Genomic DNA, 15,701 nt, shown 5'->3' on the forward strand with positions numbered 1-15,701 from the left:
AACTGACGAACCACGGAGGCACCAATGACGGAGACGATCGGCTGGGTACGGACTTGGAGTGCAGCGCCGCAAGCGCCGGACGCCGGGCTCGGCTCCCTGGACGACGTGCCACCGTTCGCGGACGTGACCCTGCGGCAGGTGGTGCGCATCAGCGGCGGCGGACGCCAGGTGCGCGTGCGCCTGACCAACGAGTACGGGACCACCCCGCTGACCATCGGCGCGGCCCAGGTGGGCGTCGCGACCGCCGGGGGCGCAGTCGAGGAGGGCACCGCCCGCGTACTGACCTTCGCCGGCCGGTCGGCCGTCACCGTTCCGGTCGGTGCGCCGATCCTCAGCGATCCGATCGACCTGCCGCTGCCTGCCTTGACCAAGCTGTCGATCAGCCTGTACCTGCCGGAACTGGTGCAGAGTTGCACCTACCACGACTCGGCGCTGGAAACCGGCTGGATCATCGCCGGCAACGCTGTCGCCGAGGCCGCCCTGCCCGACAAGGTTGAGCCGCTGCCGGCACGGGCCCTGCTCGCGGCCGTCGAGGTCGTTCCCGGCGCCCCGGCCACATCCGTCGTCGTGCTCAGCGACTCCCTCGCCGACGGCTTCGGCTCGACTCCGGACGCGAACTGCACCTGGCCGGAGCTGCTGGCCGAACGGGGCTTGTACGTCTGCAACCAGGGCATCAGCGGTAACCGGATGCTCAACGACGGCCTCGGCGCATCCGGCCTGGCCCGCTTCGACCGCGACGTGCTGGCAACACCGGGCCTCGGCCACGTCATCGTCTCACTGGGCCACAACGACATCAGCATCGCCAACGTGCCGCGCGACGACGACGCCCTGGCCGGTTTCCTGGCCATGTTCCCCGGCGAGCCGGTGACCTCCGACGACGTCATCGCCGGCTACCGGCAGCTGATCGCCCGCGCCCACGACCGCGGGGTGAAGGTCTACGCCACCACCATCACCCCCGACGAAGGCTCCGACACCCACACGACCGGCAGCGAGTCCGCCCGACAGGCGATCAACACCTGGATCCGCACCAGCGGCGCCTTCGACGGTGTCCTGGACTTCGACGCCGCCTGGCGCGACCCCGCCCACCCCTCCCGCATCCAGGACGACCTGCACACCGGTGATCATCTGCACGGCAACGACACGGGCTACCAGGTCCTCGCCGACTCCATCGACCCGTCGCTGTTCAACTGAGCAAGGAGACCTCTGATGCGTGATGTGGTGATCGTGGGCGGCGGCCCGGTGGGGCTGTTCCTCGCATGCGAGTTGGGCCTGTCGGGATGCTCCGTCGTGGTCCTTGAGCGCGAGGCGGAGCCGCATTCGCCGTGGCGGAAGTTCCCGCTGGGCCTGCGCGGATTGAACGCCGGTTCGGTCGAGGCGTTCTACCGCCGCGGGATGCTCGAGCAGCTGCTGGCCGCGTCCGGTGGCCGCGCCGAGGTAGGGGCCGACCTCGACGCGGACCACGCGTCGGCGCCGCGCTCGGTGAATCATTTCGCCGGCATGATGCTCGATCCGACGAAGGTGGATCTTGACGCCCTGCCGCTGCGCCTGCCCAGCCCGGCCATGGACGGGATGCTGACCGACCTGGACGCGGTCGAGTCGGTGCTCGCCGAGCGGGCGATCGAGCTGGGCGTGGACATCCGGCGCGGCGTCGAAGTCACCGATCTCGCCCAGCACGACGACAAAGTGGTGGTGCGCGCCGGCGCGTTGGAATACGAGGGTCTCTGGGTGGTCGGCTGTGACGGCGGGCGCAGCACCGTGCGCACACTGGCCGGCTTCGACTTCGCCGGCACCGAACCACAACTGACCGGCTACCTGTTCACCGGCACCGTCACCGGCCGGGAGAAGCTGAGCCCCGGCTTCAACGTGACCCCGACCGGCATGTACCTGCGGATGCCCGGCGGCGGCTACATCGGCATGATGGACTTCGACGGCGGCGCGTTCGACCGCTCCCAGCCGCTGACGGCCGAACACCTGCAGACCGTCCTTCGCCGGGTCTCCGGCATCGACGTCACCGTGGACGAGGTCGAGCTGGCCTCCAGCTTCACCGACCGGGCCATGCAGGCCACCAGCTACCGGCACCACCGGGTGTTCCTGGCCGGCGACGCCGCGCACATCCACTCCCCGCTCGGCGGCCAAGGACTCAACCTGGGCATCGGCGACGCCCTCAACCTGGGCTGGAAACTCGCCGCAACCGTGCACGCAACCGCCCCCGGCGATCTGCTGGACACCTACACCCAGGAACGACGCCCGATCGGGATGCGAGTACTGGACTGGTCCCGCGCCCAAGCGGCCGTCATGCGGCCAGATCCGTACGCGCCGGCCCTCCAAGCCCTGATGAGCGACCTGCTCGCCACCGCGGACGCGACAACCTACGTCTGGGAACGGACCTCCGGCACGGCCAACCGCTACGACCTGGGCGACGACCGCCCACTCATCGGCCGCAACGCCCCCGACTTCCGGCTCGAAGACGGCACCCTGCTCGGCGCCCTCCTGCAGACCGGACGAGGCGTCCTGCTCGACTTCACCCCCGACCAGCAACTCCACAACGCGGTCACCGGCTGGCAAGACCGAATCCAGTACCTGGCCGAGCCGGCCCGCAACCACCTCAGCTACCACGCCGTGCTCATCCGCCCCGACGGCGTCGTCGCCTGGGCAAGTGACCAGAACTCCGACGGCGAGACATTCGACCAATCCGCCCGCCGATGGTTCGGCGCTCCCTTGCTCGACGCCGATCCGACGCGCCCGTCGGCGGATTCCGCCACGAGCTTCAACCCCAGGAGTAACCATGACCGACATTCGGACCGAGCCAGCTGACCGTACGCTTTCCCCTGCGTCGGCACCGGTCGCTCAGAGCCGCGCGGCGGGCGCCGCTCTCATCGCCAGCGGTGTCGTCTTCTTCGTCGCGGAATTCATCACCGCCGCAGCGTGGACAGACCCGCCCTACAGCTACACCTACCACTTCATCAGCGACCTCGGAGTGCACGACCGCTCCACAGTGTTCGACCAGCTCATGTACTCACCACTCGCCGCGGTGATGAACACCGGCTTCGTCCTGTTCGGGCTCATCGCGTTCGCCGGCGTCGTCATGCTGAGGGGCATGCGAGCCGTGCGCCGGCTGGGCGTCGTCGCGATGGCGGCCCTACTGGCCGTCGGTGGAGTCCTCGTCGGCCTGTTCCCAGGATCTGCCGAGGCCGTGGCCAACGGCACAGACACGTATCACAGTCTGGGCGCTTTTGCGCTGTTCGTCGGAGGCAACGTTCTGGCCATCCTGATCGGCCTCGCACACCGGCACCTCGGAATCTCACACCGCTTGGGGCGCACTCTGGTCGTGCTGGGCACTCTCGGCCTGACCTCAATGGTGATCTTCATGGGCATCCTCGTCTCCGGCGCCAACATTCTCATCGGCCTCTTCGAACGCGGCGCCGTCTACTCCTTCCTGATCAGCCTCATCGCCGTCGGAGCAGCCTTGTGGAAGCGCCAGAGTCCGACACGGTGAACGGCCGACGTCATCGCCTGCCACCTTCCGATGCCGACACGAACACGCCTCCGAGACCAGCAATACGCCCCGGCAGGCCTTCACCGAACCCTGAAACGGATCTGCTGCTGGAGTACGACGAACTAGGCTCGGCCAGGGTAGCCAAGCTGGCCTGAATGCAGCGCGGCAGCGAACGGCGGGGCGCAGCGGACCCGTGTTGTCTGCGGCAGGTCCGGATGTCGCGTCGGCGCAGATCGTCAGCGGCCGGTGGACCCGTCGATCTGCTCGCGAAGGATGTCGGCATGGCCGGCATGCCGGGCGGTCTCCTCGATCATGTGCACCAGGACCCACCTCCTCGTCGGTGGAAGGTTGCGGCCGGGCGGGCGAGGGGCGTCGAGCGTGAGGTCTGCCCAGGTTTCGACGACCTCGTTCGCCTGCTCGATCGTGCGTCGGTAGTCGGCGAGTAAGCCGTCGACCGTCTCCTCGCGGGTGGGTTGCATGGTGCGGCGCATGCTGTTGATCGGTTCGCCGAGGAAGTAGAACTGCTCGACCCGGGTGAGGTGCTTGATCAGGCCCAGGAGGTTGGTGCCGGAGGGGACGCCACCGGTGCGGACCTGCGGTTCCGGCACATCCGCGGCCTTGCCCGCGACCGAGCTACGCAGGTAGTTGAGGAATCCCAGCAGGGTGGCCTTTTCATCGGTGCCGGTCCAGGGTGGCCCGGCGTCCGTCACCCGCCGCCTCACGCACCGGCCCGCCGAATGAGCAGGACATGGTCGGCGACGATGGCGGTCCGCCCGCCAGGACCGGTGGCCCGGCGCCGCGGCATGTCGGCGCGCAGGACGGGCCACTGCTCAGGTTCGAGGGCGAGTTCGGCAGCGACCTCGCCGGGAGTGGCGTAGTACGCGTGCGGATCCTGATTCCAGGACCAGGGTGCGGTGGAGCCGTGATCGACGACCAGTAGCCGACCTCCGGGGCGCAGTGCGTGTGCGGCAGTACGCAGCACCCGAGCGCGGGGCAACGCGAAAGGGGAATGGAAATATTGCGCGGACACGAGGTCGAAGGTTCCGCTCGGGAAACTGCGGGCCAGGTCGTGCGCCTCGGCGGTGACCCTGCATCCGAAGCCGAGTTCGTCAGCGCGCGCTCGCACTCGTTCGACGGCGGTCTCGGAGATATCGACAGCGGTGACCTGCCAGCCGCGCTCGGCCAGCCAGATGGTGTCGCCGCCGCCCCCGCAGCCCAGATCCAGAGCCGCGCCGGGCCGCAGCGCCGCGGCCGCCTCGACGAGCAACGGGTTGGCGCGCCCTGCCCCGGCGCGCCGGCTGCGGTAGTGCTTCTCCCAGAACGACTCGGCGTCGGCCTGCTGGTGCCGGCCGTAGCTCGGCGCGCTCACCGGGCTGCTCCGGCGGTGAAGAAGGCCGTCGTCAGCCTGAGAGCGGCCATGGTCATCGTTGCGCCGTGCGAGCACCGTCGGGCAGACTGCACAGCCGTCGCTGTTGCGATCATCAGTGACACCTCCGCCGCCAGCATCGCCACCGCTCCTCCCTGCTTGCAAGAAAACTTGCCGATCCGCAAGAGTGGGACCATGGATCACCGCGAAGCGGACCTTCTCGCCGACGTCGGACCGCGCCTACGCGCGTTACGCCGGGCGCGAGGCACCACGCTCGGCGCACTGGCAGCCGAGACCGGCCTCACGGCCAGCACACTCTCGCGTCTGGAGAACGGAAAGCTCCGCCCGACGCTGGAGCAACTCCTGCCGCTGGCCCGGGTGCACGGCGTCCCCCTCGATGACCTGGTCGCGGCGCCCCCGACCGGAGACCCCCGCATCCACCTGCGGCCGGTGCGGCGGTTCGGGTTGACGGTGGTTCCGCTGACCAGGCGAGCCGGCGGCATCCAGGCGTACAAGGTGATCTATCCGCCCCAAGGGCGGGCGGCCACGATGAAACTGCAGACCCATGACGGGTACGAGTGGTTCTACGTCCTCAACGGCAGCGTCCGGTTCGTGCTCGGCGAGCAGGTGTTCCAACTCGGCATCGGCGAAGCCGCCGAGTTCGACACCCACGTACCGCACTGGATCGGCAGCGCCGACAGTCAGCCTGCGGAACTGCTCACCCTCTTCGGCGCACAGGGCCAACGCGCCCACCTGTCACCAGCCCAGAACCAGAACCCGCGCCCTTAGCGCGGAGCCGAACCTGTCGCATCCCTCATCGGCAAGTGCGTTGGCCATGAACGTCCGCCGGGTCGGCGACACACCGGGGCGCGTCCGCTGATGGCGCGCCGGCAACCGACGCATCAACCGTGCCTTGCACATCATGGCCATCGTCCAGCTGCGCCGGGACACACCTGGCCGCGCCTACTACCGGCGCCGTCTCGCCGAAGGCAAAACCACGATGGAAGCGCTCCGCGCCCTCAAACGCCACCTGTCCGACGTCGTCCACAAGCGGATGCTCCATGACGCCACAACGCCCGGAACTGGTGAAACGGGCCCGGGAGGACGCTCGGGAGCGACTCTGCAATCCAGCGCGGACGGCCTGATCCCGACAGCCGCCTCTTCGGAGAAGTCACAACCCGGACCCGCCACAAAGAAGCCTAAACAAAGTCGCCATGATCCCTTGACCTAGAGGGGAACCAGATCAGTTCACCAGGTCTCGTGCTTGCGCTTCAACAGAATGCCGAGGCGGAACCGGCTTCGGCGGAGTTTGCGTCTGCGTCGAGTACGGCGCGCAGCAGGCCAGGAAAGCGGTCGTCGAGCTCGGATCGCAGAGAGACGTAGCACCGGGTGCCCTCGGGGCGGCTGAAGATCACACCAGCTTCGCGCAAAGTCTTCATGTGGTGGCTGAGCGTCGAGTCGGCAACAGCGCGGGGAAAGTCGGCGCGCAGATGCTCGGCACCGTCACTGAGCACCCGGACGACCTGTAGCCGTACCGGATCACCCAGAGCGGAAAGCACCCGGGGCAGGGTGACCTCAGTCATGTCTGGATGGATTGCTTGACGTGTCATCGCCCCTCCCCTTCAATCGTCGATGTTCGTCGAACATCGACAATAGGAGTGAACCATGTCAGTCGCCGTTCCCGCCACAGGCCTGACAGGCAAACGAGTCCTCGTCACTGGCGGCACCCGGGGACTCGGGGCGGCAATTGCCGAGCACTTCGTCGCCGCAGGCTCCTCTGTCGTCGTCGCCGCGCGAACGCCGGTGCCCGAGCCCGTCGGCACGTTCGTGGCCGCGGATCTCTCGACGGAAGGCGGCGCTCGCCGCCTGGCCACAGCCGTCCTGGACATCCTGGGCGGAATCGACGTCCTGATCGACAACGCGGGTAGTCAGCGCCGCGTCCCCGAGGGGGTGCTGGCCATGACCGACGGCGATTGGACCAGCGACATCTCCAGCAACCTGCTGTCCGCCGTCCGGCTGGACCGCAAGTTGCTACCCACCATGATGGCCCAGCGCTCCGGCGTCGTTGTGCACATCGGCTCCGGCGCCGCGCGGCTCCCACAGCCGGCAGCGCTGGCCTACGCCGCCGCGAAAGCCGCCTTGAGCGCGTACAGCAAGGGCCTGGCAAACGCCATGGCACCGCACGGCATCCGCGTCACCACAGTGAACCCGGGCGTTATCGAAACGACGGGCCTGAGCAACCGGCTCACCCAGGTGGCCGCAGAGTCGGGCATCGACGTCACCGAGGCACGACGGCGGCAGGCAGAGCTGTTCAGGATCCCACTAGGTGAGTTCGGCACGGCAGACGACGTCGCCGAACTCGTCACGTTCCTGGCGTCCCCCCGCGCGCGCTACCTCACCGGCACACAATTCGTGGTCGACGGAGGCTTCTTTCCTGCGGTGTAGGACGCCGCCCGGCACCCGCAATTCGGCATAAGCGTGCTCAGCACGACCCGCGGAGGCGTCCGCGCGTGACCACCCGCCGCGGGCCGACGCCCACGCTCAGCGGCAGATGAGGGCGCCGTGAAGGTCGTCGCTCAGTACGTTAACTACCGCCTTCGCGAGGGCTAGCGGACGGCCTCCTCATAGGCGTTACCATCTCGGCCCGAAGTTCCGCCGCCGGCTCTCCAAGCAGGACCGAGCTGATAACGAGCTCGAGAATCACCCGCTCCAGCCGGTCAGTGCTGCGCCGGTACCGGGAGGGCTCCCGCTCCACCACAGCCGCCGAAACACGCCAGCCGCTCTTCGCCGTAGCGAAGGTTGCCTCGAAGATCCCGAACCCAGTCCAACTGCGATGCAAATAGGCCACGTTGCCTTCGACGAAGACGTCCCACTTCGCGTCCATATCCGGGGCGATGCAACCTCTGCGGATGCGCTCCATCTGATCATGCGACCACACACGGACCGGCAGCGCGGTCAAAGGTTGCGGCGAAACGATCGGAAAGCACTGCGGCAGGGACCTTCGCGTGACCACGGCAGCTGACATCACCGTCGATCTTACGCGGAACTTGTCGCCCCAAATTGCTAGCCCTCCCCGAGCAGGCGGGGAAGGACGCCCGACGCTGCAGACGTCCTCGCTCAGCGGCAGATCCGGATGTTCGGTGTGAGCGCCCTATGTCGAGCCGGCGATGGGGGCCCGTCGACCATGGGCGGGGTGGATGACCCCGTCATACTGTCGTGATGGAGATCCACGAGTTCTGGCGGATCGTGGATCAAGCCCGCGTCGATGCGGGCGCCACGGCGGGCAGGTTTGCCGAAGCCGCGGTCGCCGAAGCTCTGGTCACACAGTTGATGACGTTGCCACGCAACGAGATCCTCGATTTCGACGACCTTCTGGGTGAGGTCATCGACCAGTTGCACACACCGCGAGTGGCCCTCGCGTGTCACCTCATTACGGGCTTCCTCTCCGATGACCTCTTCTCGTCCTTCAGAGCTGGGCTTGTCGGTCTGGGACGTCGGACGGTGGAGCAGATCATCGCCGACCCCGACTCCCTGGCCGAGCACCCTGTCGTCATCGACATCGCCGAGGGCCGTTGTGAGCGGATGTCTCTCGACAGTGAAGGCCTGCTGTTCGCTGCGTCATCCGCGTATGCCCGGATCAGCGACGGCGACGAGGAAGCCTTCTGGCTCGCGGTCGATGCCCGCCACGAGGCCGTGGGATCTGGCGACGCCCTACGGCCGGAAGATGAACCCGGTACCGCAGATGCCGCGCCCTTGCCCGAGGTACTACCGCGGATTTCGGCGCTCCTGCCTCCTGGCCGCTGGGCAACCCCGAATTACCACCGACCAAGCCAGCGCCACTGACCGATCCCCACGAGCGATGCCCGCTGTGCGGTGGTGCGCTGCCGGCGCGGTCGGTCGAGTCGAGCAGCCGTCGCGAGGACGGGACGTTCCTGACGCGAGAATTCAGGCGCTGCCTAGATTGCTCACGGGTGGTCGAGCGCACCCAGCACGCCGACAGTTGGGATGGGTGGCGCAGGTCGGACCCAGTCGAAATCAGTCACCTCGTTGGCAATGCAGATATGCCGTTTGGCCTTCGACGAAGACGTCCCACTTTGCGTCCATATCGGGCGCTAAGCACCCTAAGCGGATTCTCTCCCACTGATCGTACGACCAGATACGAGCCGGGAGTTCGGTCATGGGCTTGGGCGAGCGGATCGGAAGGCACTGTGGAAGGGATTGCCGGGTGACATGGGGCGCTGACATCGTCAGCGATCTTACGTGAAAGTCACTGGCCGAAAAAAGCTGTGTGACTGCTTGCGGGCAACTCAGCCAGCGGACCTGGCGCATGGTCAGCCGTGACGATCTTTCGACGCCATGTTTATTGCCACCTGCAACAACCACGCCCGGGTGCGTGAAAGTTGGATCGACGTGGTGTTCGGCACCTGGGGCAAAGGTACCGACTACGACGACCACATCACTTTGGATTGTCGATCCCCGCCCAGTGACTGGCAGCTACAGCGGTAGACGCTGTCTCGGTGGCGCCGAATAGCCCGCTTTACGGTCAACCTCGCCCGAGCCGAGGCTCTGAACGACCAAAAGGTCAGCGAACTCTGGGAAGTGATCGACTTCGTTGTACGAACCGACCCGCTGGCACACCAACACCACTACGAGCACCCGCCACGACGGCGTGATCGTCGAGCGTGACAGCGTTCGTGAGGCGCCGCGCCCGAACGGCGGCAGAACAATGCAGTTGACCTTGATCCGAAGCTACCTTCCCGGCTTCCGGACCGCCGACGCCGCGGCGTCGGCAACGGTGACCGTCCGGCAGATACTCAACCACTCGGCCGGCTGGCTCGGCGACTCCTACCTTGACACCGGCGACGACGCCGGGGCGCTCGCCCGTTACGTCGCCGCGATGGACCGCCTCCCGCAGCTCACCCCACCCGGTCGGGTGTTCGCCTACAACAACGCCGCGCTGTCCCTCGCCGGGCGGTTGATCGAGGTGGTGACGCGCCGCCCGTACGAGGAGGAGGTGCGGCAAGGCCTGCTCGACCCGCTCCGCCTGACCCGATCGGGGTTCTTCCTGGACGAGATCCCCGGCGCCCGGGTCGCGCAACCGCACGTCTACGACCGGGCCACCGGCGGCATCGTGGTCTCGCCTGAGTCCTGGTGGATTCCACGCTCGATCCACCCGGCCGGCGCGCTCATCTCCAGCGCCCGCGACCAGATCCGGTGGGCCCGATTCCATCTGGGCGACGGCGGTCGCGTGCTGAGCGGCCGCTCGATCCGCGCGATGCGGTCCCGTCCCGGCCCCGGCGGCACCCTGCACGTCGAGCTGGACGGCGTCGGCGTCACCTGGATGCTGCGGCCGACCGCCGAGGGACCCACGGTGGTGCAGCATGGGGGCGACTGGGCCGGACAGCACAGCGGCTTCCTGATGGTGCCCGCCCGTGGCTTCGCGATCACGGTGCTCACCAACTCCGACACCGGGACCCGGTTGCTCGACGACCTGTTCGTCGGCGATTGGGCGCTGCGCCGCTTCGCCGGGGTCGGCAACATCCCCGCGCCGCCGCTCAAGCTCACCGACGCCGAGCTCGCGCCGTACGTGGGCCGCTACTCCGGTCAGACGATCGACTTCGACGGCACCGTCTACACGGGGGAGTTCGAATTCGTCGCCGACGGCGGCCGGCTGGTGCTGATGTTCGACGGCCAGGCGAGGGACGGGTACGCGTTCTACCGCAAGGACTACGTGGTCGACCTGCCCCTGAGCGGCGGCACCGAGGAGGGCCCGCGCGCCAACTTCGTCCGCGGCCCGGACGGGACGGTCCAGTGGTTCCGTCTCGGCGGCCGCCTCGCCCGCCGCGGCGGGCCTTCCGCCGCCACCCGTGGCGGACGGCGAGCCGCCACCTTCAACCCGCGCTCGCTCCTGTCCTAGCTTTGGTGGGGCCCGCATCGGGCGGGCGGCCAGGGCACGGACGACGGTGGCGGGGTTCTGCCTCGTCGCCCATCCGGGCTTGGCCGCCCAGCCGTACCGAGGTAGGTGGAGACCGCCGTTTGGAGTGGGGCACGGCCGGAAGGCGCGGCGCCGGGACAGGAAGCAGAGAAGGTAGTCATCCCTCACGCGGCGTCGCCGCGGTCCTCAACGCCAGCGCCCCCGGAGCGCCACGAGAGTGTGAGAGGGCGGGGAGCACGGCGTCGGCCGTCAGTTCGATGTCCGTTGGGTGTCACGCACGGGCTGGACGATTTCGGTTTCCCATGTTGCCGGGTCGGGGCTTTCCCCGGGATCGGTCAGGTATGTCTCCCACGGCGCTCCCGCCGCCGACAATTGCTGGTCACGCATCCACTTCTCGATCTCCTGGTAAGACTCGGGCAGGCTGTCGTAGGGTCCTCGATGGACGGTCACCACCGCGCGCCCCGCGGGAATGGTGATTGCCTCGATCCTGTCGCTGAGTGCCGTTGACGGGGGTTCGGCGATCGTTATACCGCCCTCGATGACGAGCGACCCCATTCCTACCTCGGGATAGCGGGCGAACGGCGGCCCGGTGATTGCCAGGCCGTGCTGCTGGGCGTAGCCGAAAACCGTGGGGAGGCACTCGGCGAGCGCAGCCGCGATCTCGTCGCGGGCAATCCGACGACGTATCACGAGGGCGTGGAAGGCGGGCACGGCACGAACCGAGATCTGCAGCGGCACAGCGGGTTTCCTTTCGGTGATGCGGAGGTGGTACAGGCTGATGCAGGGTGCCGTCGAACTCACCGCCGAGGCGTGCGTTGCGGCGGTAAGCCGGCCGGCGACGTGCAAGCCGCGGGCACGGTAGCGCAGCGGGCTCTGGTCGAGGTGGCGGGTGAACGCCCGGGTGAAGACCTCGTGGCTGGCGAATCCCTGGTCGGAGGCGATCGCCGACACGCGACGGCCGTTGGACACCAGTTCTGCCGCGGCACGGGCCAGCCGGACCCGCGTGGTGTACGCCTTCGGGGTTTCGCCTACCAGCCGCCGGAACCGGCGGTGCAGATCGAACCGGGACCGGCGCGCCCACACCGCCAGCATCGGCAGCGAGACGTCTCCACTCAACCGGGAGTTGACCGCGGCGAGGAGCTGAAGTAACTGTCTGGTTCCCGACGACACGGTGGGACGGTACCGCTCGGCCAGCACTACCACTTGACGATTCTTGCGCGGTTACCGAACCGCACTCTTGTCGGGCAGATCCCGTGCACTCAACTCGGCAAATCCGGATGCGGCCAAGAGACAGTGAATGTCACCGTCTGTAGTTGATGATCTGTGTGCGGGTATGGAGCTGATCTCGGCACGGGCCAGGTCGAAGCTCACCGAGATTCGCTCGTGGTGCGCTTGGCTGCTGCGTGCGGTCGCCTGCGATTGGTTCGGGGGCTGTCATCGGTGGTCGCGGTACCGATGTGCCCCGCCTTGACGCGCAGGCCAGCAGGGCTGGCCAGGGCGGCCTTCAGCCCGTACGGAATTCGGGTGGACCGCTCCGCCGATCCGGCTGTCGGTGGGAGGGTGCAACTCCACAGTGAAGAGCGTTTCCGCAGCTCAAGCGGTGTATCGCGAGCATCACGAAATGAACATTTTACGCGAATGCCATATCGTGGGGTGGACGGGACTCGAACCCGTGACCGATCGATTATGAGTCGACTGCTCTAACCTGCTGAGCTACCACCCCGTACGCGGCGGTACACGACGCCTCGTACCGGCGGCGATCCTATCCTCCGGGCACTACCCGGAGCCACCGAACTAGGCCGGTACGGTGGCCGCGCCCAGTGCCGTCAGGACCGCTCCGGCGGTGCGCCAGCCGCCTGCCAGGGCGCCCTGGATGGACGGGGTGTCGCGGTGGTCGCCGGCCACGAAGAGGCCGTCGCCTATGGAGATCGGCTTGCGGAGGTCGCCTTGCGGGGCGGGGGCGGCGGGCAGCGCGTGGGGCAGGGTGACGGCCTTCAGCAGGGTCCAGTCGTCGGTGGGCGCGCCGTACATGCGGGCCAGCTCGACCCGGATGACCTGCTCGGAGGCGCCGGACGGGGCCGAGACGCCGACCACTGACGCGGCGATGAGGCTTTTGCCGGCGGGGGCGTACTCGGGGGCCGCGTTGCTCATGACGACCGTGCTGGCGATGATCTCGCGGCGGTCGCCGTCGAGCAGCAGGGTCGGTTCGTCGATGGGCGCGTGGTCGGCGCCGAAGTAGAACGTGGTCAAGCCGTTCATGGCGGGCATCGGCAGGCGGGGCAGCAGGCCGGCGGCGGTCGCCGGGTCGGTGGCCACGATGACGGCCCGGCAGCTGATCTCGCCGCCGTCGGTGATCACCTGGCCGCGTCCGACGCCGACGGTCTTGGCGTTGACCAGAAGCTGGGGGTACGGGAGGGGGCCGGCGATCGCGGCCGGCAGGGCGGCCATGCCCGCGGCGGGGACACCGAGGCGGCCTCGGGCGAACGAGCGGAGCACCATGGCCAGCACGTGACTGGAGGTTTCCAGCGAGCGGTCGCCGAAGACGCCGCTGAGGAACGGCCGCAGGACCTCTTCGATGATGCGATGGGACAGGCCTGCTCGCCGCAGCGCCTCCTGGGTCGTGCACTCGGGCTGGGCGAGCAGCCGTGGCACCGGGGTTGTCGCGTATTTCGTGGCCAGGGCCGCGAAGCGAAGCCGGTCGGTCAGCGTGCCCACATCAGACGTGAGCGACCTGTGGCTGGTCAGCGGCTCGCGCAGCGGGTTCTCCAGCCGGTGCAGTTCGCCGGCGCGGCGGACCAGGACGCCGGAGGTGAAGTAGCGCAGGTCGAGCGCGTCCAGGTCGAGCAGGGCGGGGAGCCGGGGGTACGCGGTGTTGAGGATCTGAAAGCCGCGGTCGAGGCGCCAGCCGTCGACGACATCCGTGGCGACCCGGCCGCCGATGCGGTCGCTCGCCTCCACCAGGAGCCATTCGACGCCGGCGCGGTCGAGGCGGCGGGCAGCGGCCAGCCCGGCGAGACCGCCGCCGACGATGACGACGTCCACCTTCACGGGCTGCGACACAAGCACCTCACCCTGCATCATGTGACGCAGACCAGCCTAAACAGAAAAAGGATCCGCCGCGGCGGATCCCATTGTCTGGCGGCTCCCCGAATAGGACTCGAACCTATAACCTGCCGGTTAACAGCCGGCTGCTCTGCCAATTGAGCTATCGGGGAAGGCCGTCGCCTCAGAGGAGAGCTCCCCTGGCGACCGGGACTACAGTACATGACCCCCCACCCCCCTTGTCGACGGGGTTGGGCCGCGGCGCGCCAACCAGGCGAAACCCGGCACGAGGCATGAGCTCGGTGCACGATGGGTATGCAGTGGCGCAGACAGCAAGTTACGAGCGGAAGGAGCCGCCATGCGCGGAAAGCTCATGTTCATCGGTGGTCTGGCGGCGGGCTTCGTCCTTGGCAGCCGCGCCGGCCGGGAGAAGTACGAAGAGATCCGGGCCAACGCCAAGAAGGTGTGGGAGCACCCCACCGTCCAGGAGGCGGCGGGCGTTGCCCAGGCGCAGGCCACGAAGCTGTACTCCGAGGGCAAGGACAAGCTCGACCAGTCCAAGCTCGGTCAGAAGCTGCACGACAAGTCGACGGAGCTGAACAGCTCGAGCACCACCAGCACCAGCACCACGTACTGAGATATCCGGTAGGGGGCCTCGCGGCCCCCTACCCGGACTCATTTGGACGAGAACGCGGCGTCGAAGGCGGCGGTCGGCGCGTCGAAGGCGAGCCGACGCACGAACTGCAGCGCCTCGGGCGCCCCGACCAGCCGGTCCATCCCGGCGTCTTCCCACTCGATCGAGATCGGCCCGTCGTACCCGATGCTGTTGAGGGCTCTGAAGCAGTCCTCCCACGGGACGTCGCCGTGGCCGGTGGACACGAAGTCCCAGCCGCGCCGCAGGTCGGCCCAGGGCAGGTGGGAGCTCATCCGTCCGCGCCGCCCGTCGCCGGTGCGCACCTTCGCGTCCTTGCAGTCGACGTGGTAGATCAGGTCCTTGAACTCGAGGATGAAGTTCACCGGGTCGAGGTCCTGCCAGACGAAGTGGGACGGATCCCAGTTCAGGCCGAAGGCGGGGCGGTTGCCGATGGCCTCCAGCGCGCGGCGGGTCGTCCAGTAGTCGTACGCGATCTCGCTGGGGTGGACCTCGTGCGCGAAGCGCACCCCGACCTCGTCGAACACGTCGAGGATCGGGTTCCACCGGTCGGCGAAGTCCTGGTAGCCGGCCTCGATCATCGACTCGGGCACCGGCGGGAACATCGCGATGGTGTGCCAGATCGACGAGCCGGTGAAGCCGACGACCGTTTTGACGCCGAGCTTGGCGGCGGCCCGTGCGGTGTCCTTCATGCGCTCGGCGGCCCGCTGCCGGACGCCCTCCGCGTCGCCGTCGCCCCAGATCACCGGGCCGACGATGTCCTGGTGCCGCTGGTCGATCGGGTGGTCGCAGACGGCCTGGCCGACCAGGTGGTTGCTGATGGCGTACACGGACAGGCCGTACTTCGCCAGCTGCTCCTTCTTCCGGTCGATGTAGTCGTCCTCGGCCAGCGCCCTGTCCACCTCGAAGTGGTCGCCCCAGCAGGCGATCTCGAGGCCGTCGTAGCCCCACTCGGAGGCCAGCCGGCAGACCTCGTCGAACGGCAGGTCGGCCCACTGGCCGGTGAAAAGCGTGATGGGTCGCGCCACTGTCATCTCCCTCATCGCATGGTGCAAGAACGGACGGCGAGGGCAGCCGAACCCCTGGCCCGAGCCGTCGGCGCGGCGGAACGGACCGGCCGGGTTTGCGCCTCCCGGGCCGGTCTGCCGCACCACGGCAGAGCCGTTTCAGACTCTAATAGCAAGGGTCAGGCTGCGCGAGCCCGTCCGGG

14 protein-coding genes and 2 tRNA genes are annotated in these 15,701 nt (G+C 68.2%); 8 read left to right on the top strand and 8 right to left on the bottom strand.

The window, feature by feature from the left end; translation table 11 throughout:
- The first annotated feature begins 24 nt into the window (after nucleotides 1–24).
- The 3 genes from QSK31_RS42370 to QSK31_RS42380 are packed head-to-tail and all read left to right on the top strand — an operon-like array spanning nucleotide 25 to nucleotide 3,496.
- A complete protein-coding gene (locus QSK31_RS42370; RefSeq protein WP_285690565.1) occupies nucleotides 25–1,191 on the top strand; it encodes an SGNH/GDSL hydrolase family protein in 1,167 nt (388 codons plus the stop codon).
- 15 nt (nucleotides 1,192–1,206) lie between these two features.
- Nucleotides 1,207–2,814, top strand: coding sequence for an FAD-dependent monooxygenase (locus tag QSK31_RS42375; protein WP_285690566.1), 1,608 nt, complete (start codon nucleotides 1,207–1,209; stop codon nucleotides 2,812–2,814).
- Complete coding sequence (locus QSK31_RS42380) at nucleotides 2,786–3,496, top strand: DUF998 domain-containing protein (protein WP_285690568.1); 711 nt, start codon at nucleotides 2,786–2,788, stop codon at nucleotides 3,494–3,496. The genes QSK31_RS42375 and QSK31_RS42380 overlap by 29 nt, the downstream gene beginning before the upstream one ends.
- 236 nt (nucleotides 3,497–3,732) lie before the next feature.
- Here the strand turns inward: QSK31_RS42380 and QSK31_RS42385 are convergent, their stop codons facing one another.
- On the bottom strand, nucleotides 3,733–4,206 hold the full coding sequence (locus QSK31_RS42385) for a DinB family protein (protein WP_285690569.1): 474 nt from the start codon (nucleotides 4,204–4,206) through the stop codon (nucleotides 3,733–3,735).
- An 8-nt stretch (nucleotides 4,207–4,214) separates the two neighbouring features.
- Nucleotides 4,215–4,865, bottom strand: a complete 651-nt coding sequence (locus QSK31_RS42390; protein ID WP_285690570.1) for a class I SAM-dependent methyltransferase — start codon at nucleotides 4,863–4,865, stop codon at nucleotides 4,215–4,217.
- Nucleotides 4,866–5,057: 192 nt separating this feature from the next.
- Here QSK31_RS42390 and QSK31_RS42395 point away from each other — a divergent pair, with 192 nt between their 5' ends.
- A complete protein-coding gene (locus tag QSK31_RS42395; RefSeq protein WP_285690571.1) occupies nucleotides 5,058–5,651 on the top strand; it encodes a helix-turn-helix domain-containing protein in 594 nt (197 codons plus the stop codon).
- A gap of 482 nt (nucleotides 5,652–6,133) precedes the next feature.
- Here the strand turns inward: QSK31_RS42395 and QSK31_RS42400 are convergent, their stop codons facing one another.
- A complete protein-coding gene (locus QSK31_RS42400; RefSeq protein ID WP_285690572.1) occupies nucleotides 6,134–6,445 on the bottom strand; it encodes an ArsR/SmtB family transcription factor in 312 nt (103 codons plus the stop codon).
- 82 nt (nucleotides 6,446–6,527) lie between these two features.
- Between QSK31_RS42400 and QSK31_RS42405 the strand changes: the two genes are divergently transcribed.
- From QSK31_RS42405 to QSK31_RS42415, 3 genes are all read left to right on the top strand, one after another.
- Nucleotides 6,528–7,307, top strand: coding sequence for an oxidoreductase (locus QSK31_RS42405; RefSeq protein WP_285690574.1), 780 nt, complete (start codon nucleotides 6,528–6,530; stop codon nucleotides 7,305–7,307).
- 774 nt (nucleotides 7,308–8,081) lie between these two features.
- Entirely contained in the window at nucleotides 8,082–8,705 is a 624-nt protein-coding gene (locus tag QSK31_RS42410; RefSeq protein ID WP_285690576.1) for a DUF4240 domain-containing protein, read from the top strand.
- A gap of 769 nt (nucleotides 8,706–9,474) precedes the next feature.
- Nucleotides 9,475–10,779, top strand: a complete 1,305-nt coding sequence (locus QSK31_RS42415; RefSeq protein WP_285690577.1) for a serine hydrolase domain-containing protein — start codon at nucleotides 9,475–9,477, stop codon at nucleotides 10,777–10,779.
- A 267-nt stretch (nucleotides 10,780–11,046) separates the two neighbouring features.
- On the opposite strand, the gene QSK31_RS42420 is transcribed toward QSK31_RS42415, so the two are convergent.
- The 4 genes from QSK31_RS42420 to QSK31_RS42435 all read right to left on the bottom strand — a co-directional run bounded on the left by QSK31_RS42420 (nucleotide 11,047) and on the right by QSK31_RS42435 (nucleotide 14,012).
- Entirely contained in the window at nucleotides 11,047–12,000 is a 954-nt protein-coding gene (locus QSK31_RS42420) for a helix-turn-helix domain-containing protein (RefSeq protein ID WP_285690578.1), read from the bottom strand.
- Nucleotides 12,001–12,446: 446 nt separating this feature from the next.
- Nucleotides 12,447–12,520 (bottom strand) — tRNA-Ile (locus QSK31_RS42425).
- A gap of 71 nt (nucleotides 12,521–12,591) precedes the next feature.
- Complete coding sequence (locus tag QSK31_RS42430; RefSeq protein ID WP_285690579.1) at nucleotides 12,592–13,857, bottom strand: FAD-dependent oxidoreductase; 1,266 nt, start codon at nucleotides 13,855–13,857, stop codon at nucleotides 12,592–12,594.
- A gap of 82 nt (nucleotides 13,858–13,939) precedes the next feature.
- Nucleotides 13,940–14,012 (bottom strand) — tRNA-Asn (locus QSK31_RS42435).
- Nucleotides 14,013–14,197: 185 nt separating this feature from the next.
- Here QSK31_RS42435 and QSK31_RS42440 point away from each other — a divergent pair.
- Nucleotides 14,198–14,476, top strand: a complete 279-nt coding sequence (locus QSK31_RS42440; protein WP_285690580.1) for a hypothetical protein — start codon at nucleotides 14,198–14,200, stop codon at nucleotides 14,474–14,476.
- A 38-nt stretch (nucleotides 14,477–14,514) separates the two neighbouring features.
- Here the strand turns inward: QSK31_RS42440 and QSK31_RS42445 are convergent, their stop codons facing one another.
- Nucleotides 14,515–15,519: a sugar phosphate isomerase/epimerase family protein gene (locus QSK31_RS42445; RefSeq protein ID WP_285690581.1), complete on the bottom strand. Its 1,005-nt coding sequence runs from the start codon at nucleotides 15,517–15,519 to the stop codon at nucleotides 14,515–14,517.
- Nucleotides 15,520–15,701: the final 182 nt, after the last annotated feature.

This window comes from Actinoplanes sp. NBRC 103695 (assembly GCF_030269485.1).
In the GTDB taxonomy this organism is placed as follows: Bacteria; Actinomycetota; Actinomycetes; order Mycobacteriales; family Micromonosporaceae; genus Actinoplanes.